Annotated in this window: 18 protein-coding genes and 3 pseudogenes; 14 read left to right on the forward strand and 7 right to left on the reverse strand. The window is 34.7% G+C overall.

The features are described 5' to 3' along the window. The first annotated feature begins 142 nt into the window (after positions 1-142). From dut to AAGD74_RS03335, 4 genes and pseudogenes are all read left to right on the forward strand, one after another. The gene (dut, locus tag AAGD74_RS03320) at positions 143-604 is read left to right on the forward strand and encodes a dUTP diphosphatase (protein WP_006279458.1); all 462 of its coding nucleotides are present in this window, start codon (positions 143-145) and stop codon (positions 602-604) included. Positions 605-807: 203 nt separating this feature from the next. Continuing rightward, the gene (locus tag AAGD74_RS03325) at positions 808-1,257 is read left to right on the forward strand and encodes a hypothetical protein (protein ID WP_341810752.1); all 450 of its coding nucleotides are present in this window, start codon (positions 808-810) and stop codon (positions 1,255-1,257) included. Between the two features lie 33 nt (positions 1,258-1,290). Then, positions 1,291-2,619: pseudogene (locus AAGD74_RS03330) on the forward strand (IS4-like element ISWosp9 family transposase). A gap of 5 nt (positions 2,620-2,624) precedes the next feature. Beyond that, a complete protein-coding gene (locus tag AAGD74_RS03335) occupies positions 2,625-2,747 on the forward strand; it encodes a hypothetical protein (RefSeq protein ID WP_255324039.1) in 123 nt (40 codons plus the stop codon). Positions 2,748-3,086: 339 nt separating this feature from the next. On the opposite strand, the gene nusB is transcribed toward AAGD74_RS03335, so the two are convergent. The 3 genes from nusB to yidC are packed head-to-tail and all read right to left on the reverse strand — an operon-like array spanning position 3,087 to position 5,684. Next, the gene (nusB, locus tag AAGD74_RS03340) at positions 3,087-3,569 is read right to left on the reverse strand and encodes a transcription antitermination factor NusB (protein WP_007549265.1); all 483 of its coding nucleotides are present in this window, start codon (positions 3,567-3,569) and stop codon (positions 3,087-3,089) included. Further along, entirely contained in the window at positions 3,569-3,997 is a 429-nt protein-coding gene (locus AAGD74_RS03345; RefSeq protein ID WP_006279647.1) for a 6,7-dimethyl-8-ribityllumazine synthase, read from the reverse strand. Before AAGD74_RS03345 ends, nusB begins: the two co-directional genes overlap by 1 nt. Beyond that, positions 3,975-5,684: a membrane protein insertase YidC gene (yidC, locus tag AAGD74_RS03350; RefSeq protein WP_341810753.1), complete on the reverse strand. Its 1,710-nt coding sequence runs from the start codon at positions 5,682-5,684 to the stop codon at positions 3,975-3,977. The genes AAGD74_RS03345 and yidC overlap by 23 nt, the downstream gene beginning before the upstream one ends. Before the next feature lie 134 nt (positions 5,685-5,818). Between yidC and AAGD74_RS03355 the strand changes: the two genes are divergently transcribed. Further along, the gene (locus AAGD74_RS03355; RefSeq protein ID WP_341810754.1) at positions 5,819-6,334 is read left to right on the forward strand and encodes a TIGR02281 family clan AA aspartic protease; all 516 of its coding nucleotides are present in this window, start codon (positions 5,819-5,821) and stop codon (positions 6,332-6,334) included. Positions 6,335-6,340: 6 nt separating this feature from the next. Here AAGD74_RS03355 and secF read toward each other — a convergent pair whose 3' ends face one another. Then, positions 6,341-7,216: a protein translocase subunit SecF gene (secF, locus tag AAGD74_RS03360; protein ID WP_338482752.1), complete on the reverse strand. Its 876-nt coding sequence runs from the start codon at positions 7,214-7,216 to the stop codon at positions 6,341-6,343. Positions 7,217-7,397: 181 nt separating this feature from the next. Continuing rightward, positions 7,398-8,129, reverse strand: coding sequence for a hypothetical protein (locus AAGD74_RS03365; protein ID WP_341810755.1), 732 nt, complete (start codon positions 8,127-8,129; stop codon positions 7,398-7,400). 184 nt (positions 8,130-8,313) lie between these two features. Here AAGD74_RS03365 and AAGD74_RS03370 point away from each other — a divergent pair. Next, a pseudogene (locus AAGD74_RS03370) lies at positions 8,314-9,146 on the forward strand (IS5 family transposase). Here AAGD74_RS03370 and AAGD74_RS03375 read toward each other — a convergent pair. Both AAGD74_RS03375 and AAGD74_RS03380 read right to left on the reverse strand, forming a co-directional pair. Further along, the gene (locus AAGD74_RS03375; RefSeq protein ID WP_341810756.1) at positions 9,121-10,317 is read right to left on the reverse strand and encodes a hypothetical protein; all 1,197 of its coding nucleotides are present in this window, start codon (positions 10,315-10,317) and stop codon (positions 9,121-9,123) included. The pseudogene AAGD74_RS03370 and the gene AAGD74_RS03375 overlap by 26 nt on opposite strands. A 173-nt stretch (positions 10,318-10,490) precedes the next feature. Beyond that, the gene (locus AAGD74_RS03380) at positions 10,491-12,452 is read right to left on the reverse strand and encodes a heme lyase CcmF/NrfE family subunit (RefSeq protein ID WP_006279652.1); all 1,962 of its coding nucleotides are present in this window, start codon (positions 12,450-12,452) and stop codon (positions 10,491-10,493) included. A 216-nt stretch (positions 12,453-12,668) separates the two neighbouring features. On the opposite strand from AAGD74_RS03380, the gene AAGD74_RS03385 reads away from it, so the two are divergent. The 8 genes and pseudogenes from AAGD74_RS03385 to AAGD74_RS03420 form a co-directional block, all read left to right on the forward strand. Then, the gene (locus tag AAGD74_RS03385) at positions 12,669-13,604 is read left to right on the forward strand and encodes a hypothetical protein (protein WP_341810757.1); all 936 of its coding nucleotides are present in this window, start codon (positions 12,669-12,671) and stop codon (positions 13,602-13,604) included. 75 nt (positions 13,605-13,679) lie between these two features. Further along, positions 13,680-13,856: a hypothetical protein gene (locus AAGD74_RS03390; RefSeq protein WP_341810758.1), complete on the forward strand. Its 177-nt coding sequence runs from the start codon at positions 13,680-13,682 to the stop codon at positions 13,854-13,856. Then, positions 13,778-14,728 (forward strand): IS481 family transposase, encoded by a 951-nt coding sequence (locus AAGD74_RS03395; RefSeq protein ID WP_338482749.1) that lies wholly within the window; start codon positions 13,778-13,780, stop codon positions 14,726-14,728. Before AAGD74_RS03390 ends, AAGD74_RS03395 begins: the two co-directional genes overlap by 79 nt. 71 nt (positions 14,729-14,799) lie before the next feature. Then, positions 14,800-16,125 carry a dihydroorotase gene (locus AAGD74_RS03400; RefSeq protein ID WP_077188568.1) on the forward strand — a complete coding sequence of 442 codons (1,326 nt, stop codon included), beginning with the start codon at positions 14,800-14,802 and terminating at the stop codon, positions 16,123-16,125. A gap of 198 nt (positions 16,126-16,323) precedes the next feature. Further along, positions 16,324-17,508, forward strand: coding sequence for a dicarboxylate/amino acid:cation symporter (locus tag AAGD74_RS03405; RefSeq protein WP_010082165.1), 1,185 nt, complete (start codon positions 16,324-16,326; stop codon positions 17,506-17,508). 3 nt (positions 17,509-17,511) lie between these two features. Continuing rightward, entirely contained in the window at positions 17,512-18,108 is a 597-nt protein-coding gene (pyrE, locus tag AAGD74_RS03410; protein ID WP_006279657.1) for an orotate phosphoribosyltransferase, read from the forward strand. A gap of 105 nt (positions 18,109-18,213) precedes the next feature. Continuing rightward, positions 18,214-20,043: a translational GTPase TypA gene (typA, locus tag AAGD74_RS03415; RefSeq protein WP_065094924.1), complete on the forward strand. Its 1,830-nt coding sequence runs from the start codon at positions 18,214-18,216 to the stop codon at positions 20,041-20,043. A gap of 62 nt (positions 20,044-20,105) precedes the next feature. Beyond that, positions 20,106-20,351: pseudogene (locus AAGD74_RS03420) on the forward strand (PD-(D/E)XK nuclease family transposase); the annotation flags it as partial. Between the last annotated feature and the right edge of the window lie 175 nt (positions 20,352-20,526).

Genomic DNA, 20,526 nt, shown 5'->3' on the forward strand with positions numbered 1-20,526 from the left:
AAAAAAGGAGCACTGAACTTGTCAAGGAATTTTATGGCCTAGCGTCACGCGCTGGAATGACATCATTTACGATGTAACATTTATCACTTTTGCAGATACAATTTACATGCTATAATTGAGTCTTCATAGATGGTAAATTGGAGTGCAAAGAAGTAAAATTAAAGTAGAAATAAAAAGATTATCACACGGAGAAGACTTGTCTCTTCCATGTTATGCAACTACGCAGAGTGCTGGCATGGATCTTTATGCTGCATTGAATGATTCTGCTGTTTTAAATCCACTTGAAAGATTACTTGTTCCAACTGGAATTGTGATTGCAATACCAAACGGTTTTGAGGGGCAAATCCGCCCACGTTCTGGTCTTGCTGCAAAACATGGAATCACTGTCTTAAATTCTCCGGGCACTATAGACTCTGATTATCGAGGTGAAGTTAAAATTTGTCTAATTAATCTAAGTAATCAGCCATACGAAATAAAAAGAGGAGATAGAATCGCACAAATCCTTATTTCTCCTGTATCTCAGGTAATTTGGGATGACAGAGAAGAATTCTGCGCAGAAGAAACCGGTCGCAATGCAGGGGGCTTTGGCTCAAGCGGCAGGTAGCTTACGAAAAAGCTTGACTATGACAGTTCTTTTATACACAATTTAAGCATATTAATATTTTATTAAATGAAGTCGTTTATGCTAACTTTCAAAAATCATTGTGGCCAGCTCCACAAAGCAAACACTGTGTTTGTTGCATTTACTGCTATATACGTTATAGGTGGATTAGCAATACTTTCAACACCGCTTTGGAGGCCTTCAACTTGCAAGCTAGCAGCTTTTGCAGCCACACCACTTGGAATGGGCGTTTAGCATTTGTTGCTGCTGCGCTGACTTATTTAGCAATATATGCTATCAGCAAAAATAACGAAATATCTGAGTTGAAAGCTCTGAAGGTTATTAAGGATGGGTTGCTAGTAACAGAAGACGCATTTAGGGAAATTGCAAGGAATAACCAAGTTAAAGATGAAGAAGGTAAGGTAGAAAAGGATAAATATTATATAGACTTCAGCTTAGAAGGCAAGAACTACCGTATTATTGTTGATATTAATCAGTTTACCAATAAGCTAGGCAATACTTCACTCTTCGAGATAGATTCACTAGAAGTGAAAAACAAAGAAGGTAAGTTCGAGACAGTAGATAAAACCATACGCGTCAAGTTAAGGAAAAGTGTAAGTAAAGTTGATAGAGTGAAGGAAAATAATAAGGTATAAATTCTCTTGGATATATGAATGAGAGAACTTACAATGGACAGAATAGCTTGCTTATCAAAAGACCTCAATGAATTCTTTAATGAAAAAGCAGACGAAATATCAATTGCAGTAGGTTTTATAAAAAGAAAGAGAAAACTTAATGGCTCATCATTCATAAAAGCTATGGTTTTTGGTAACATAGGAGTTGATGATTGCAGCATAGAAACAGTGTGCTAATTGCTAAATGAAGACTCGATAGAAATTACAAAACAGGGTTTAGATTTTAGGTTTAGTGAAGAAGCAGTTGAGTTCATGAAAAAAATGTATAACGAAGCTTTGTGTTTATTAAAAAAAAGTCTACAGATTGATTGCAAAATTTTACAGCAATTTGGAAGCGTTAAATTATTGGATAGCAGCTACATTAGCCTGCCCAGTAGCATGGAAGATATGTACAAAGGATATGGCAGTAGCTATAGAGATTGTGAGAATAATACCAAATCAGTAATAAAGCTACAGTTAGTCTTTGATTACCTGAATCAAGCGCTAGATAAGTTAAATTTTATGGAAGGAATAAGGTCGGATCAAGGTTATAGGGATTATCTGAACGGTTTATCAGCCAATGATTTGCTAATATTTGACTTGGGCTACTTTGTGCCTAGTTCTTTTAAACAGATTGATGAAGCAGGTGCATATTTTGTTAGTCGTTATAAGTCTGATACCAATATATATGATATAGAAACAAATCAAAAAATAGAGCTATTGGAGTATTTGGAAGGTCAATTATCTTCAGAAAAAGAAGTATTATTAGGAAAGGAAGTAAAAATTAAGGTAAGAATTATATGTCAAAAGCTAACTGAAGAACAGTCTATGGCTAGAAGAAGAAAGGCTAATAAATTAGCAAAGTCACATGGATATACATCTTCTCAAAAGAATCAAAAGTTATTAGATTGGTCAATATTTATAACTAATGTTCCAGAGAGTAAAATTAATGCTGAACAAATATTGACGGTTTATAGAGTAAGATGGCAAATCGAATTACTATTTAAACTATATAAAAGTCATATCAATCTTGATAAACTAAAAGGAAAGACAAATCCATTTAGAGTATTGTGCGAGCTATACGCAAAATTATGTGCTATTCTCGTATTTCACGGAATGATTGGCTGTGTAAAACTAAAAAAGAACACGGAGCTCAGTTTAACAAAGGCATTTATTGAATTGAAAAGGCGGGTTAGAGAGCTCTTTTTGATATTAAACAATATTGTCAATAATTTAAAAATTTTTCTAAAAAAGCTTACTATAATCTGGTCAAAGTTTTCTTTGAAAGACAGATATAGGAAGACCAGGGTATCTACTTTAAGCTCTCTACATTCCTTAACTTGACGCGTATGGTAGATAAAACAGAATGGAATAAAACATTAGGTTTAGAAAAAGAGGGTGCTAAAGAGGTTAACACTTATTTAGGCTCGCTTATTGTTGAACAAGTTGCTTCTCAACAACAGACAGTATAGCCAAGTGAAATAAAAGAGGTAGATTAAGTCTGCCTCTTTGTTTTTTTTGATTTTTAGTGTTACGCGCATAACTGCATGGATGTTGCGATTCTCAAGGCAACGTATCTGTTTAGATGCATGGCTAATGCTGAAACAAAAATTCCAGTGTTCCCTTTCTTGTCATCCCAGTGCTTGACACATAACTGTACAAACATTCATTTTTGAAGGTAAATTGCACAACAGATAATGTCATTCCAGTGCTCCCTTTCTTGTCATCCAAGTAGCTGACACTGGGATCTGGTAGACAATGTTCATACAGCAGCTACTCGGATGACACCTTGTGCTTGCTGGCTATAATTGCTAAGGATTTTTATTTAATTTAACTGCATCTTTTGCCTTATCCAATAACCCATTAATAAAACCAATTTCGCTTGGTTTATCAAGTAAATCAGATGCAATGTTAGTATATTCATTAATGACAACTGGAACTGGCGTATCACAATTAGCTAACTCACATATTGCAACACGCAAAATAGATAAGCTTATAAGATTTAACCGTGAAAGGGACCAACTTGGGTGTAAATAAGACTCTATTATTTTATCATATTCTTCACTGCTTTTTATAACCTTATATAACAAGTTTTCTAAGAACTGATGTTCAAATTCTTCACATTCAAATATATCTTTCAACTTATTTATGTAGTCCTTAAGCTCACAATTTTCCAGTTTAAAAGTGCTTTTGTTGTAACCTACGAAAATATTTGAATAAGCAATTTGTACAGCAAGAAATCTTGCCGTGCTTCTTTTTATGCGCCACTTTTTATCTACTGGTTTTTCCTCCATTATTTTAATTTATTGTGTAAATCTATCATACGCAAAACAGTTGAGGCTGCATGGCCACCAACGTTCTTTTTGTTTTTATCAGCTCTAACTAGTGCTTTATCTTTGCTGTCAGCGGTAATTACACCCATACCAAGGGGTATTGCATAATGCATAACAACCTCATTTAAGCCTTCAATTACTCCTTTACAAACATATTGATAATGATCGGTTTCACCGCGAATTACGCACCCAAGAGCTAAATAACCATCATAATTAGTATGCCCACTCTTGACTGCAAAAAGAATTGTAGCTGGTATCTCAAATGTACCAGGAACCTCAACTACATCGTAACTGGCATTACTGCCTTTTAATTTATCAATTGCACCTTCAAGCAAAAGGTTCGCTATTTCAGTATAATAAATCGAATTAACTATTAGTATTCTCGACATTTACTACCACTTTTTTTGTTAAAAACAACTTTATTAATGACTGTTGAATTAGAGTTATAATATTACTAAATATCCAATATATTACCAGGCCGGCAGGAAAAGAAGAAAAAATAAAGACAGAAATGTAAGGTAAAAACTTCATAACATTTACTTGAATATCATCTTTACTGGTTTGATCTTTCTCACTTAGCTTCTGCTGAATTATCATGGTGGCACCGAAAATTATAGGTAAAATGCCTATAGAAACAGGAAAGTTATAATTAAACAACCCAAATAATGTAAAGATGTTCGTTGGGTCAGGAGCTGAAAGATCCTTAATCCATAAAAAAAAAGGAGCATGCCTCATCTCTATAGTAACAAATAATACTTTATATAGAGCAAAAAATACCGGTATTTGTATTAGCATGGGAAAAATGCTCGACATTGGATTTACGTTGTTTCTCTTAAACAATGCAATTGTCTCTTTATGCCGCTTTAAGCTGTCATTTTTATACAACTCTTTTACACGAGTTAGCTCAGGCTGCAAGCTTTTCACCTTGAACATTGAAACATATGATCTATTAGATAAGGGAAGCATCAAAAGTTTGATTACTAAAGTCAGCAATAATATTGCTAAGCCAAAATTCTTTAAAACGAAGTTAAAGTATTCAAGCAGTAAAAACACTGGTTTAGTTATAAAGTAAAGAACACCAAAATCTACAGCTTTATCAAACAAAGGTATATTGAGAGTATCCTTATAAGAATCCAGTAAATTCAACTTTTTTGCTCCAGCAAAAAAATAATTCACATTAGAAGTGCTTGCACCAGGAAGTATACTCTTATAAGACTTAACAAAATCTACTTGAAATTTATCAATATCATTAGCGTTAGTATGTTTAATGCTTACATTTATTTTATCAGATTTTTCAGGTATGATGGCTGTGAGCCAGTATTTATCAGCAAAACCAAACCAATTTTTTTCACTCGTGCTTGCTTTTATTAAATGTTTTTTGGAAATATCCTTATATGTCCACTCCTCTAGTTTATTATCAAATGCACCCAGTACTCCTTCATGGGATATCCAATAAGATTCGTTGATATTGTCACGTTTACGGTTAATTTTACCATAAGGAACCAAAACTACATTATCCTTTGTATTATTTTCAACAACTTGCTCAACTTTAAACATGTAATTATCGTCGAGGTTAATTTTCATTCTAAATAAAATGCCATTCTCATTGTCCCAAGATAAATTGACCTCTTTTTGATTAAGTTTATCTGCTCGCCAGACTGCTTTAGAATCTGGAACTTTAATCTTGTTACTCGGATCGAGCCACCCAAATTCTGCAAAATATACATCTTTTGATTCTGCAGGTGACAGTAACACCACTTGTGGAGAAGAAGAACTCGGTTCTAAGTGGTAATTAGTTAAAATTAAGTCATCAAACCTTGCACCTTTCAGAGAAATTGATCCTTTAATCATGTTATTGGTTAAACTAACCCTCTGTTCTCGAGTAGAATTAATAATTTCAGAACGATTTTGGTATATTATAGGAGCAAGGTCGTTAAAAGATTCGATATGTTCAATATTTTCAATCAATGGCTGGTTTTGGTTTGTACTAAAAAAATTATCATAAATAATACGCCAAGACACCATGATTAACATGGAAAGGATAGCTGCCAAAATTAAACTTTTTGCTTCTGACATGAAATTAAATCAAACATATCTTCTTAAAGTGTATACTAAATATTGTACTAAAACAATGAAATTTACTTATTTTTAATAATAACTTTTAACGCTGATCTTTAAAATTTATTTTAATAGCTTCAAATTTTAACAATATGAACGCGGTGAAAAATCTAGTTATTTGGTTGCTAATAATAGCCACTACTGCAATGCTTATTGATTCACAAAGGGACAAACTAAGCGACGGATTTCTCAGTACTTTTTTACCATATAAAGGAAGAATTCAAAATAGCGGTCAGAATAGTGGAAGTATTGAATTTACGAAGTCATATGATGGACACTTTTATATTCAGGCTCAAGTCAATGATCGCAATATAACGTTTTTGCTTGATACTGGAGCAACCGATATTGTTCTATCACAAAAAGACGCATTACATGTTGGTATTAACTTACAAAATGTTCAGGATTTTAAAATATATGAAACTGCGAAAGGTCAAATAAAAGCTGGAGTGGTTCAAATACCTCAAGTTAAAATAGGAAATTTTTTGATTAATGATGTACAGGCAAGCGTTAACACTCATTCTATGTCTCATTCACTACTTGGAATGAGCTTTTTAAGGTATTTTCATTTCACTATAAGAGATAATAAGTTGATATTATACCGCGACTAAACACTTCTACAATCTACTTATCAAAGCTCTGTAGGTTAATATAGGAGCAGAAATAAATATTGCAGAACAAGTGCCAATCAAAATACCAAAAAAAATGATCAAGCTGAAGTCTTTCACTGCATCTGTGCAGATTAATGCCAAAGGAAGAGCAGCAAGAAGGGTTGTACCCGAGGTTAATATAGTGCGAAATAATGTAGCGTTGATACTTGCATCTACTATCTCACTCATCCGCCCACTTTTACCACTCTTGCAATACTCTCGAATCCGATCGTATATAATTACTGAGTTATTGATTGAATAACCAATGACAGTGAGAAGAGCTGCAACTGATGAAATATTAAACTCAATGCCAGTTAGGCTAATAAAACCAACAGTTAAAATCACGTCATGAACCAGTGCTGTTATTCCACTGAATCCACATTGCCAATTAAATCTAAACCAAACGTAAAAAAATATTCCAACAATTGCGATCAACATGGATAACATTCCTTCAAATATTTGTGTTGAGCTTATTTGTGGGCCAACATAGTCTATTTTACGATAGCTTATTGAGCTCCCCAGCTTTTCTTCTAGTATGCTTTTTATCTTTTTGATTTTATCTTCATCTCCTTCATCTTTAAAACGCATGACTAAATTATCACCCGCTTTTGAACTCTGCACTGTAAAACCATTTTCTTTTAATGCATCGAGAATAGAGTGATTCTCATCTGAAGATTTTATCTCTATCAAAATTCCGCCTGCAAAGTCTATGCCTAAGTTCACTCCACGCAGCACAACAGTGAATATTGAAAAGATGATAAGAATAATGCTAATTAATGCAGTCAAATCCCTATATTTACTAAATTTTATATTGAGGTTATCTGGAATGAGTCTAAGTGCCATGCTATTTACTTAAACTTGAATTTTATATACTTTTCAAAAAATTCACTAGTTTATTCTGTGATTGTTTGACTATGTAAATTTTTCTGTCAGTTGATTCTTGTCTGTCAATTAAGTTCTATCTAGTGCAAACTTTGCAATTTTGAAGTACATTACAAGAGCAAAATACCGCCAATTTGGCCCATCATTTTATCTCTGCAAGCTTATCCCCCCTTGCTATGTTAGCAACGCAACCTAAGCTAGGTTCCTTCATAGCAGTGTTAGGTACACTGCCATATCTTTCAAAACTTTCATGCTCTATAGCTTCCTCAACACTTTTTCCTCCTAAAAGACAGTTTTCCCCTAAACTTTTTCCCCTATTTTTTAACTCATTAAGCCTTGCTCTGTTTTCCCCATCAATCTCCACTTTTATTTTATTGCTGCCTTTCTCACTAGGACTTAGATAAATACTTATCTCTCCTACCTCAGTAGTAAAAGACATTTCAATACCACCTTTTGAGACATCCATGTAATTTCTTTTTCCCCCTATTTCTTCTACATTTTCAACTCTTACTATACTTTCTCCAATTTTGAGTATGCCAACTCTTAAATTTAAGTCTTTGGCTTTTTCATTGTTTAGGATTTCTGCAACTTCAACAATACTATCTTGCGAGTACTCCATATAAAAATATCTATTATCCTTGTCTACTCCTAATACATTTTGAGTCTGCTTGCTTTTGTTTACAATACTTTCATATGCTAAACCTTTTAGCTTGCTTTCAATTTCCTTACATTTCTCAGAAAGACCATCATCAAATCCATTACAAGTAACTATCTGCTCAAACTCATTCCCATCGAAAAAATTATGGCGTTTTACCTTCCCACCTTCTAACAATAAATTACTAACAATGCTTTTGATAATGTCCTCTTCGGACACTTCATTTTTTTTGTTACAGTTTTGATCTTCACTTTCTTTGTTACAGTTTTTATCTTTACTTTGATAGGGAAAGTTATCAAATACAAAAGTGTTACTTCTGTTACTTATATGACTACCACTAGTAAGAGGTTGTCCGGAAACAAGTAAAAGGCTATAATATCTGAAATTTTAGTACGGGGTAAAGATGAGAAAAAAGTATCCAACAGATCTAAGCGAAAGGGAATGGGCAAGAATAGAAAAACACTTCAGAGTATCATACAAGAAAGGAGGAAGGCCGCCAAAGTATAGCAAAAGAGAAATATTAGAAGCAATTTTCTATGTATTGCGTACAGGGTGTCAATGGCGGTATTTACCAAATGATTTTCCGCTATGGAAGACTGTGTATGAGCAGTTCAGGCAATGGAAGAAGCAGGGAATTTTTGAGAAAATGAATTATGAAATTACAAAATATAGTAGAAGAAAAATAGGAAGGAATGAGCAGCCGAGTGCCTGTATAGTAGATAGTCAATCTGTAAAGACTACAGAAAAGGGGGGATCAAAGGCTATGATGGAAGTAAAAAAGTAAAGGGTAGAAAAAGGCATATAATTACAGACACTCAGGGTTTTATACTAGGTTGTTACGTAGGCGCTGCTAACGAAAATGATAGAGATGGTATTAAAATAGCATTAAACAATATGAGAACAAAATATACTAAAGTTAAAAAAATGTGGGCTGACATGGGATACCAAGGAAGAAATTTAAAGAATCACATAAAGGAAGAATATGACATAGATATTGAAATTGTTACAAGGCCTCCATGTAGATTTTGGGTGCACAAAGATACGCCACCTGAGCTACTACCAACAAGAGAACAAGGGTTTAAAGTACAGCCAAGAAGATGGGTTGTAGAAAGGACTTTTGCTTGGGTTAATAGGAATAGAAGGCTATCGAAGGAGTATGATTTACTCACAACATCCACTGAGAATTTCATATACCTAGCTATGAGTAGGGTTATGTTAAAGAGGGAATATGCTTGAATTTACTTGTTTCCGGACAACCTCTTAGATCTTTTATTTCTTCAAATACTGTATTTGTTACAGTTTTGTTACAACAACTACATTTTAAATTTAACATTACTTCTTTTTCTAAGTATTTAGCTACTATGCACTTAATACTTTCTGGAGTATTTTTTATATCTTTTTGTTCATTTTGTTCTGTTATACCTCTCACCTCCCCACAGCATTTATCAATCAGATCCTGTTTACTTTGAGTTAACGACATTTTTAGTTTCATAAAAAGTGAGTCTTTTAGAAAAGGATTATCATCTTCTGAATCCAAATCATCTGTTAACTCCATTGAATCAAAATTACCTGAGCTATAGTACGAACCCTTTTTTGAGTCCGAACTATCTTCTGAGTTCCCATCACTATCTAACCAATTGTCAACTTTCGGAAATTCTGAGCTTTTCTGTTCACCTTCAAAAGTCTGATTACTACCACCAGCGCCCTTTGTCAAATTTTCTTTACTTTCACAAGAACCATCTGAACCATAGCCCTCATTCCCTTTTGGATCTGAATCATCTGGATTACAATCAGAAGTTATTTCTGTATCTTCAGAAATCTGTTGATTATCACTTTCACCTAACAAACCACCATTTGTTGGATTACATACATTTTCTGTATATTTTTGATTATTTTGTGCTTCTATTTTCTCCTTTTCGTACAACAGTTTAAACTGATCCTCATCGTCAGAATTGTGACCTGAATCACAAATTACATGATCATTGCAGGTAGAATTATGCTCTACTGAATCAGTACTTTCAAAAATTTGTGGATTATTACTTCCGTCTGGCAAATTACCTGATAAACCAGTCTGATGATTATTTTCACCTACCCAACCATCAGTTGTTGTTGGAATATATATTCCTGTATATCTTTGGCTATCAAGAGAATCATTAGTTAATTGTACTGCTGTATAAGTTGTCCGGTCATCCTCATCATCGGAACTAATACCTGAATCATGGCCATCATCTTCTTTAATCTTTTGAGTTTCTATATCGTGTTCATTTATTTCGCTCGACGAATCATAGTTGGAAGGGTTATACTGTTGATTAGGACGTTTAAAAATTTGACGCCAATCGCTGTAAGGCTCCTTAAAATCGAAAGCAGTGCGTATAACTTTTTCCTTGCCTGATACCCCACCATTCATATTGTATAACCATTACTCACTAATCCCTTAGTGAATATCGTAATATATAGGTCTGTCAATAAAAAAATATAACTTTCTTTGGTTCTAACCTTTGCAAATCAGTATCTATAGCCCGGTAATTTCTCATATATTGCACTCTGGACCTAGGAGCGTTGTTAATAAATCCACGACAGCTAGACAACCTTCGCCCGTTTACTAAAAGGAAAAGCAGCAAAGAGCGAACCAAAAGCGATGAGAAAGGATCCAAGCCAGATTATAGACATTCCAGGTTTATAGTGCACTTTAGCTGCAATTTTGCTCTTACTCTTATCAATCTCTCCAATTACAACATAAATATCAGAAAGCAAATTGTGGTAGATACTGCTTTCAACATTTTTTTGACCTTCCGCAAGGTAAAATCTATATTCAGGGGTCATCTCACCTAATATCTTATTATTCAGCAAATTCCTGATATACATTGTACCTCTCACTGCATGGAAATTTTTTTCTTTTATTAGCTCAATATTTCGTAAAGTAACTTTAAATTTATTGACTGTTATGCTATCCCCTATTTTTAAGTAATTTTCTTTTTTCTCCTGCCAACCAACCGAATATGCTATACCAAGCACTAGAATTGCCACTCCAGCATGAGCTGCCATCATTGCATAGTAGGATTTAGAAACTTTTCTTGCTAATAAAATTGATTCACCAAATGCTACCTTAAATAAACAAATTCTTTTACTGTATGCTTCTAAAACAAAGATTAATAATGCTATGGAGATAGTAATTGATAGCACAATTATTAGCTCCATGTGAAAAATAAACGGCAAAATAGCTGCAGCACTACAAAATGAAAATCTATATTCACGGAATATTGGCAATAGACTATTTCCCTGCCAACTGCAGTATTGCCCAATTATCGTGAGGGCTAGAATAGCCAGTGCAATAGGATTAAATAAAGAATTGTAATATGGTGCTCCAACTGAAATTAATTCACCGGTTAAATATTCGAGCACTGTAGGGTATAAAGTGCCAACGAACACAATGAAAAAGGCAGTGATGAATAATAAATTGTTCATCAGCATCATCGTAAGGCGTGAAAAGAATCTTCTACCCTCTGTCACTTGAGTAGCAGGTTTCTTTTCAGATTCCAGTGTCAAGCATTGGAATGACATCGCAGACGTGTGATTTTTTCTCGTAAATACTACAAATATTACTAAGCTACTGACTGTAATTACACCAAGTAGAGCTAATATATACAGTCCATACCTTGGATCATCTGCAAACGTGTGCACTGAGGTGAGTATTCCTGAGCGGACTAGAAATGTTCCAGTCACACTCAATATAAAAGTTGTAAGCGTAAGTAAAATAGCAAAGTTCTTTAAAACATTGAAATTCCGTACCACGAGCAACAAATGTGTCAGCGCTACTGCAATTAGCCACGGCATCAAAGAAACGTTTTCCACTGGATCCCAAAACCAAAATCCACCCCACCCAAGTTCGCGATATGCCCACCAGCTACCCAAGCTGATGCCCAAAGTGAGCAGCGACCAAGAAATAAGTACCCAAGGCCTGACAATTTTAGCCCAAACATTTCCTTCAACTTTTGCAATTAATCCAGCTATAGAGAGCGAAAAAGGAACGCTAAACCCAAGGTACCCCAAATATAATATCGGTGGATGAATAGCAAGGCCTATATCTTGCAATATCGGATTAAAACCAAGACCATCTTTTTCAACGCTTGGCATTTTAGTGAAGGGGCTGGATTCAAGTAAAGTGAACAGTAAAAAACAAAAGCAAATCAAGCCTTGGGTGATCAAGGATACTTTCTTCAATTTACTGTCGTTATCAGTAAAAATATCCATCAGAAATAGGTAAAAGGTAAGCACTAATGCCCAAAGCAACATGGACCCTTCTTTATTTCCCCAAACACCACAAATCTTGTAGATCAAAGGTTTTGTTGTGTGTGAGTGGTAGTATACGTTTTCAAGTGAAAAATCATTTGTAATGTGGCAGTAGATCAAAATAGCCATTGACGCTGATACACAAAAAAATATGGCAGTGGTAATAAACCGACAAGAACTAAGCGGTAAAAACAAATATGTCAAAGACAATAAGCAGGCTAGCAATAGCAATATATTCCCAAGTTCAGGCATAAAAAATTATAGTTTTTATATAAACAATATTACTGATGACAAGTAAGAAGTTAAAGTGTTAATTGATGCTAGCATAATGCTCCCGTAGTTAGCTGTGCTAGTATTAATTAAAAATTAAATATTAAATCTTTATACTTTTATAGATAGCGTTAATATTGAGGTAACATTGTGGGTACAACTAAGATTAGTAAATTTCCATTCAATATAAAAGGTAAAGTGGCAAAACAACATGCCGAACCAATAATCGAAAAAAATCTCTATACTATTTTAGGATTCAAAGATATAGAAGATTTTGAAAATAAGACAAGTAAACTTGTTAATAAAAAAGTTTGGCAATCATTTGTTGACTGCTTTGCAAAAGAAATAGATTATGCAGCAACCGAAGAAGTTGTAAAAAACATCGTTTGTAACATTGCAAAGAGTGATCAAGGTAATGCTTTTACCAAAACTGAACATCTCATATTAAATGAAAAGCAAGATAATAAAAAGAGAGAAAAAGCGATTAGAAAAGCTATTAGTATTTTGAGAAAAATCAATCCAGAAAAAGCCTTTAATGAACTTTCAGTAATAAAAAAACAAGCTGAAGATTTTTTACAAACCGATTTTTGTAAAGCACAGAGTAAATCACTTCAAGGATTTGCTCCCTCTGGTGGACAGCTCTTTGCGGAAACTCTGAAATATATAGAAACACTAGAAAGATTATCCGAAGTAAAAAAAGAAGGGCTAGTTAGAGATTTCTTGTTAAATCATGTTAGTTTATTGAATAAAAAGTATCCTAAATCACAAGGTAAAAGGGAAGATGCTATAACAATACTATCAAGTGATGAGTTGAAGAATTTTTACAATAAAGGTGTAAAAGAAGGAATGTTACAACCAATGGCATCTTACAAAGGATGCAGAAACCTGTATGACAAAATGAACCAGATAAAAAATGAATCCAAAAGTATAATTAAAAGAGAAGAACGGGAAGAAAATTTAAAGAAAATAGATAAGTCGATAATCAGCGCAATTAATGACATAAAAAAACATAGAGAAGCAATCCTTAACTGTAAAGACTTTCAAAATTCTTACATAAAAGAGAAAAAAGAACATCCATTTAGAGGCAACGCATGTCAAAAAATGATTGATATATATCAAGAGAGAATTGTTTGATATCAGGAGAAAATTCGTCAAAACTTAAACCAAATAAAAGCGATATTAAAAAGTGCGCCGCAAGAAATGGATGATGTGGAAGAATTCGAGGAAATAATTGATGATATACATGAAGCAAAGTGTATGGTCCCAGAGAGTGATGGTATACTATCATCATCATTTAAGGAGTCATTATGGGACAGATATTACATGGGTGCGCCAAAACAACACAGACGATTCGTAGAGCAATACAAAATAGAAAAGAGAGCATAGCAAAACTCTCCAAGCATTATAACCTTAATCCAAAAACTATTATTAAGTGGAGAAAACGTTCATTTACGAAAGATGCTGATATGGGTCCAAAGCATCCAAGATCAACTGTTTTAACGCTAGAAGAGGAAGCTATAATAGTTACATTTCGCAAGTATACACTACTGCCACTAGATGATTGCCTTTACGCTCTGCAGTCTACAATTCCGCATTTGACTCGCTCTAGCTTGCATCGTTGTTTACAAAGACACAACATTAGCAGATTACCAACTGTTGATGGAGAAGTTAAGTCAAAAAAGAAATTCAAACAATATCCTATCGGTTACTTTCATATTGATATTGCTGAAGTTAGAACTGAGGAGGGCAAATTACATTTGTTTGTTGCTATTGATAGGACATCCAAATTTACCTATGTTGAGTTGTGTAACAGTGCTACAAAACCCATAGCTGCTGAGTTCTTACGTAATTTGATTAGAATTTTACCGTATAAAATCCATACTATTTTGACAGATAACGGTATACAATTTACAAACCAGAAGCGTCATAAGTATGCTTTCCAACATATATTTGATAGAGTTTGCGAAGAGAATGTTATTGAACATCGTTTGACAAAAGTTAGCCATCCTTGGACGAATGGGCAAGTCGAGCGTATGAATAAAACTTTAAAGGATGCTACAGTTAAGAAGTATTACTATCAATCGCACCAGCAACTTAAAGAACACCTTTATAACTTTGTTATGGCTTATAATTATGCAAAGAGACTCAAAACTCTTAAGGGTCTTACTCCTTATGAATTTATATGTTATCAGTGGACACAGTCTCCAGAATTATTTATACTAAATCCACACCATCACACTCTGGGACCATACACTTAGTCTGTGTTTTAATTTGGTTGTGTTTTATTAAAAAAACTTTAGATTTATTTTATAATCGATACTCAAATATAATGACTCAAACTTGGGATTTGTTGCAAACAGGGCAAAAGGAAGGCTATAAAATTGCGTATACTAATGCTCGTATTATCGACCCGGAAACTAAACTTGATATAAAAGGTTCATTATTGACTGAAGGGGATAAAATTGTTGACTTTGGTGAATCATTATTTTCAACAAGTGGAGTTGATGAAACAATAGACTGTAAAGGGCTTGTTCTAATGCCAGGCCTTATTGACATTCACGTACATTTTCGTGAACCAGGCCAGGAACATAAAGAAACTATATATACAGGCAGCAAATCTGCAGCTGCGGGGGGAGTTACAACTGTAGTTTGTCAGCCAAACACTGTTCCAGCAATTGATAGCGTTATTTTGGCTAAATATTTGAAATATAGAGCACTTGAAACTTCACATGTAAACGTTGAATTTTACGCTAAAATCACCACTTCGGAAGAAAAGTTGACTGAAATGGCACTTTTAAAGGAAGCAGGTGCGGTTGGGTTCACTGATGATGGCATGCCAGTTATGAACCCAATGATTATGAGACAGGCACTGCTTTATTCAAGTATGCTGAATGTCCCTATTGCTCAACATGCAGAAGATTTAAATTTATCTGCTGGTGGCGCAATCAACGAAGGTAAAATTTCTGAAGAATTGGGAGTAAAGGGGATCTTGAGTGCGTCAGAATCGGTTATGGTAAATCGTGATATACTGCTAATGAAGGATATGGAAAATGTGCACTACCATATTCTACATGTCTCTTCAAAAGATTCACTTGATGCTATTAAACGTGCAAAAGATTTGGGATTAAATGTTACGTGCGAAGTAACCCCTCATCACTTCACTTTGACTGAAGATATAGTAAAACAACATGGGGCAATTGCAAAAATGAATCCGCCGCTTCGCACTGAAGAAGATCGTTTAGCTATGGTTGAAGGTTTAAAGACAGGTGTGATTGATTGCATTGCAACTGATCACGCTCCGCATGATCGTAGTTCTAAAGATCTACCACTTGAAAATGCTGCATTTGGTATTGTTGGTCTTGAAACAATGCTGCCCCTTTCACTTGAACTCTATCACAGTGGGCAAATGGGTCTACTTGATGTGCTTGCAAAATTGACATATAAGCCTGCAGATATAATACACATACCACGTGGTCGTATACAAAAAAACCTTGCTGCAGACTTAATTTTAGTTGACCTCAATCATGAATGGGAAATTAAAACTGACAACTTTGCTAGTAAATCAAAGAATTCTCCTTTCGATGGTCGCAAAGTAAAAGGACACGTAGTACGTACTGTTGTGTCCGGCAAAACTATATACTCGCAGAAGAGTTAGTTATCATATCTTATCTATTCCAATTTGTTATCACCAGAATGGGCTAAGTGCACCTAAATTTAAATTAAGAAATCTTACACTGTCTCCGAATAAACACATCCTCTTATCTTTCCCTAATCTGTAAAGTTATTTTGTCTATCAATCTGATTCCAAAACAGCAAAATTATTGTATAATGTTACTTTGAAGTTTTATTTTCAATGCACAAGTTTGCAATACTTTTTTCTATACTGCTTGCAATAGTTGCTTACTACCTAAACAATGAAATCATATTTGAAATAGCAAAGCTATTTAGTGATATCTTTATCAGCTTGCTCAAATTAATAAGCTTACCTCTGGTTTTTTTATCCATAGTTTCCACAATTTCCGGGCTCAAAGACTCAATTGAAATCAAAGTCTTAGTTAAGAAAACACTATTTTATACTCTGCTTACAACTATTATAGCTGCGTTTGTTGCATTATCGTTTTATTTGTTAATAGATCCAGCAAGAAAAAATTTCATAAGTAATACAATAGGGAGTATTAACAGCAATAACCACAGTTATTTTTCATATTTAAAATCACTCATTCCTTCTAATTTTGTGCAAGTTTTTCTTGAAAATAATATGATTGGTAGCATATTAATCGCTTTTTTGATGGGTGGAGCTATTGTTTCACTTTCAAAAGAAAAGCAGGATATATTATATCAAGTATTCTCTGCACTTTTTGATACGCTACTTAAAATTGCTCAAGGGTTATTAAAATTTATTCCGCTTGCTGTTTGGTCTTTTATTACTTGTTTTTTACATGAATTAAAAGGCGGTAGTGAGTTCTACAATCTTTTATGGTATTTTGTTTGCATAATGTCTGCAAATTTTGTGCAGGCATTTCTGATTTTACCGCTATTTATGTGGTATAAAGGCATATCACCAATTCAAACGCTGAAAGGGGTTATGCCAGCACTCACACTTGCGTTTTTTTCTAAATCATCCAGTGCAACATTGCCAACAACTATAGAATGTGTGCAGAACAAGCTAAAGGTGCCAAAGAAATTATCGTCTTTTATTTTACCAATATGCACAACAATTAACATGAATGCATGTGCTGCATTTATACTAATCACTGTAATGTTTGTTGCAGAAATGAACGGATACGTATTTTCCTTAAGCGAAATGTTGATATGGATTTTTTTAGCTACAGGGGCTGCAATTGGTAACGCTGGAGTGCCGATGGGGTGCTATTTTATGGCAACCAGTTATCTCATGTCGATGAATGTTCCTCTGCATATTATGGGACTGATTTTGCCTATTTATACAATCATCGATATGTTTGAAACTGCAATAAATGTGTGGTCTGATGTTTGTATCACTCAGATAATTAATAAAGAATGTAATAGTGAAACTTAAAAAATGATATTAGACGAAAATAACCTAATAATAAAAGAATTTAAAGAAGCAGAAGCAATTTTGCATGGGCATTTTGTTTTATCATCCGGGCTGCATAGTGACACATACATACAGTGTGCGAAGATTTTTGAAAATCCAAGCAGAGCCATGAAAGTTTGCGCATTATTAGCAGATAAAATAAAAAAAGAATTAAATAGCTCCATAGATTTAATATTATCTCCTGCAATTGGTGGAATAATTGTGGGTTATGAGATTGGCAGGCAGCTTGGAATAAAGACAATGTTTTGCGAGCGCGTTAATGGTAAGTTTGAATTACGCCGTGGATTTAAGATCAAAAAGGGTGAGAAAATATTGCTCATTGAAGATGTAATAACCACAGGTAAATCTTCACTTGAAGCAGTGGAATGTGCAGAAGGGGAAGGAGGTAAAGTTGTTGCTGAAGCTTCTTTGATAAAGAGAAATAGTGAAACGAAACTGCCTTTTCCTGTCATATCTTTGATTGAACTGAACATCAAAAACTACAGCGAGGAAGAACTTCCAAGTGAATTAAAACAACTACCCATAACAAAACCTGGGAGTAGGGAATATTTAACAAAGTAATCCTATAATATCTTGGAAACACAGCATTTATACACAGCTTTAGTTATTTACTCCAAGTGTATTTTATGTATACTTATTACTAAATTAATTTTGAAATGATAGAAAATGAACGAATTTAAATCGATCCGAAATATAGCAATAATCGCACACGTTGACCACGGTAAAACTACTTTACTTGATAACATGTTAAAACAAAGTGGCACATTCCGCGAGAATCAAGAAGTTCAAGAACGAGTGATGGATAGTGGCGACCAAGAACGTGAGCGCGGGATTACAATACTTGCAAAATGCACATCAATAATGTGGGGTGATGAAAAAATCAATATTATTGATACGCCAGGGCACGCAGACTTTGGTGGAGAAGTAGAAAGGGTATTGTGCATGGCAGACGGCGTGTTGCTGCTGGTTGATGCTGCAGAAGGTCCCATGCCACAAACAAAATTTGTGCTCTCAAAAGCACTAAAAGCAAATTTGAAGCCAATTGTGATAATCAATAAGGTCGATCGACCAGACAGCAGAATTGATGAAGTATTAAATGAAATATATGAGTTATTTTTTAACCTTGATGCAACCAACGAGCAGCTAGATTTTCCAGTGTTGTATGCTTCAGGTAGAAATGGCTGGTGTGCTAAGGAGCTTTCTGATGAAAGAAAAGATTTAAGCCCATTATTTTCAACGGTTATAGATTATATAAAACCTTCTGTTTATAATCAAAATGCACCTTTTGCTATGTTGGTCACTCTACTTGAGTCTGATAAGTTTCTTGGCAGAATATTGACAGGAAAGGTTTATCAGGGCATTGCAAAAGTCAATTCAGATCTTAAGGTGCTTGACCTCGATGGCAAAGTAATTGAACGAGGAAGATTAACTAAGTTGCTCTCATTTTCTGGCTTGAAACGCATTCCAGTAGAACAAGCTGTGGCAGGAGACATAATTGCAATTGCAGGGCTTGAGGAAGCTTCAGTTTCAGACACTATAGCAGCACCAGAGGTTACAACTGCAGTAAGCTCAACTCCAGTTGATCCGCCGACAATGGCGATTACTCTGAGTGTTAATGATTCACCTTTTGCTGGGCAAGAAGGTACAAAGCTTACCTCAACTGCTATAAAGGATCGCTTATACGCGGAGGCAGAAACAAATGTTGCAATTACTGTGACTTTAGCACCAAGCGGTGAAGCGTTTGAAGTAGGTGGACGTGGTGAGCTACAGCTTGGGGTGTTAATTGAAAATATGAGGAGAGAAGGTTTTGAGCTTTCGGTATCACGCCCTCGAGTGCTATTTAAGGAAGAAGATGGCAAAAAACTTGAACCTATAGAGGAAGTAGTAATTGATGTAGATGATGAATATAGTGGAATCATCATGGAAAAACTCAGCTTCCGTAAAGGTGAAGTAACTGACATGAGACCTTCTGGTAATGGCAGGACAAGATTAACGTTTTTAGTGCCATCAAGAGGATTAATCGGTTATCAAGGAGAGTTTTTAACTGATTCTCGTGGCACAGGCATAATTAACCGTTTATTTCACAGTTATGCTCCACATAGAGGTCCAATTTCTGGAAGGCGCAATGGAGTTTTAATTTCTACAGATAAGGGTGAGGCTGTGGCATATGCAATTTTCAATTTGCAAGACAGGGGAATTATGTTTATTAAGCCACAGGATAAGGTATATTGTGGCATGGTTGTCGGCCAGCATAGCCGTGACAATGATTTGGAGATAAATGTGTTAAAGGGTAAGCAATTAACAAACGTAAGAGCTTCAGGTAGTGATGAAGCTATAAAGCTCACTCCACCAAAGATAATGACACTGGAGGATATGATAGCGTATATAGATGATGATGAATTGGTGGAAGTAACTCCAAAATCTATACGTTTACGCAAGAAATTCCTTGATCCAAATGAACGTAAGCGTGCAGGAAGGGCAAAGAATAAGGAGTAATCAGAGGTTGAACATTTGCGAAAAATAGTGTATAATTATTCGTCTCCTAATTGTATTTAATTATGGCCTTTTCGAAATTTCTCGATCCAAAAAACAATTTCGCGTTCAAGAGAATATTTGGCACTGAGAAAAATAAAGATATTCTCATTCACTTTCTCAATGATATATTGGGCTTCGCTGGCAAAGATGAAATAGAAGAAATAGAATTTCTCAGCACTATCATGGATGCTGAGATTGCCTCTAAAAAACAAAGTATTGTTGATGTTTTCTGTACTGATTCTGCTGGAACCCAGCTAATTATTGAAATGGTGCGACCTGAAAGTCTTCGGTCATATTGTTTAAAAGGAGAGGAATTCCTTCAGAAAGAAACTAAAAGAGTTCTAAAACTTATTAAACCAGATGTTTTGCCATCTGAGTCTACGCATCAATGCGAATCGGGTAACCGGTTGGTGCCAAGCGATGCGGACAATGAACCTCCTCTTG

The sequence above is a fragment of the Wolbachia endosymbiont (group A) of Campoletis raptor genome (assembly GCF_964026755.1).
Lineage (GTDB): Bacteria > Pseudomonadota > Alphaproteobacteria > Rickettsiales > Anaplasmataceae > Wolbachia > Wolbachia pipientis.

Coding starts and splice junctions, on each gene's coding strand:
- secF (WP_338482752.1), bottom strand. CDS start 7,216: ATGGCACTTAGACTCATTCCAGATAACCTCAATATAAAATTTAGTAAA.
- AAGD74_RS03400 (WP_077188568.1), top strand. CDS start 14,800: ATGACTCAAACTTGGGATTTGTTGCAAACAGGGCAAAAGGAAGGCTAT.
- yidC (WP_341810753.1), bottom strand. CDS start 5,684: ATGTCAGAAGCAAAAAGTTTAATTTTGGCAGCTATCCTTTCCATGTTA.
- AAGD74_RS03380 (WP_006279652.1), bottom strand. CDS start 12,452: ATGCCTGAACTTGGGAATATATTGCTATTGCTAGCCTGCTTATTGTCT.
- AAGD74_RS03345 (WP_006279647.1), bottom strand. CDS start 3,997: ATGTCGAGAATACTAATAGTTAATTCGATTTATTATACTGAAATAGCG.
- AAGD74_RS03395 (WP_338482749.1), top strand. CDS start 13,778: ATGGGACAGATATTACATGGGTGCGCCAAAACAACACAGACGATTCGT.
- AAGD74_RS03405 (WP_010082165.1), top strand. CDS start 16,324: ATGCACAAGTTTGCAATACTTTTTTCTATACTGCTTGCAATAGTTGCT.
- AAGD74_RS03335 (WP_255324039.1), top strand. CDS start 2,625: ATGGTAGATAAAACAGAATGGAATAAAACATTAGGTTTAGAAAAAGAG.
- typA (WP_065094924.1), top strand. CDS start 18,214: ATGAACGAATTTAAATCGATCCGAAATATAGCAATAATCGCACACGTT.
- AAGD74_RS03355 (WP_341810754.1), top strand. CDS start 5,819: ATGAACGCGGTGAAAAATCTAGTTATTTGGTTGCTAATAATAGCCACT.
- AAGD74_RS03375 (WP_341810756.1), bottom strand. CDS start 10,317: ATGAATGGTGGGGTATCAGGCAAGGAAAAAGTTATACGCACTGCTTTC.
- pyrE (WP_006279657.1), top strand. CDS start 17,512: ATGATATTAGACGAAAATAACCTAATAATAAAAGAATTTAAAGAAGCA.
- nusB (WP_007549265.1), bottom strand. CDS start 3,569: ATGGAGGAAAAACCAGTAGATAAAAAGTGGCGCATAAAAAGAAGCACG.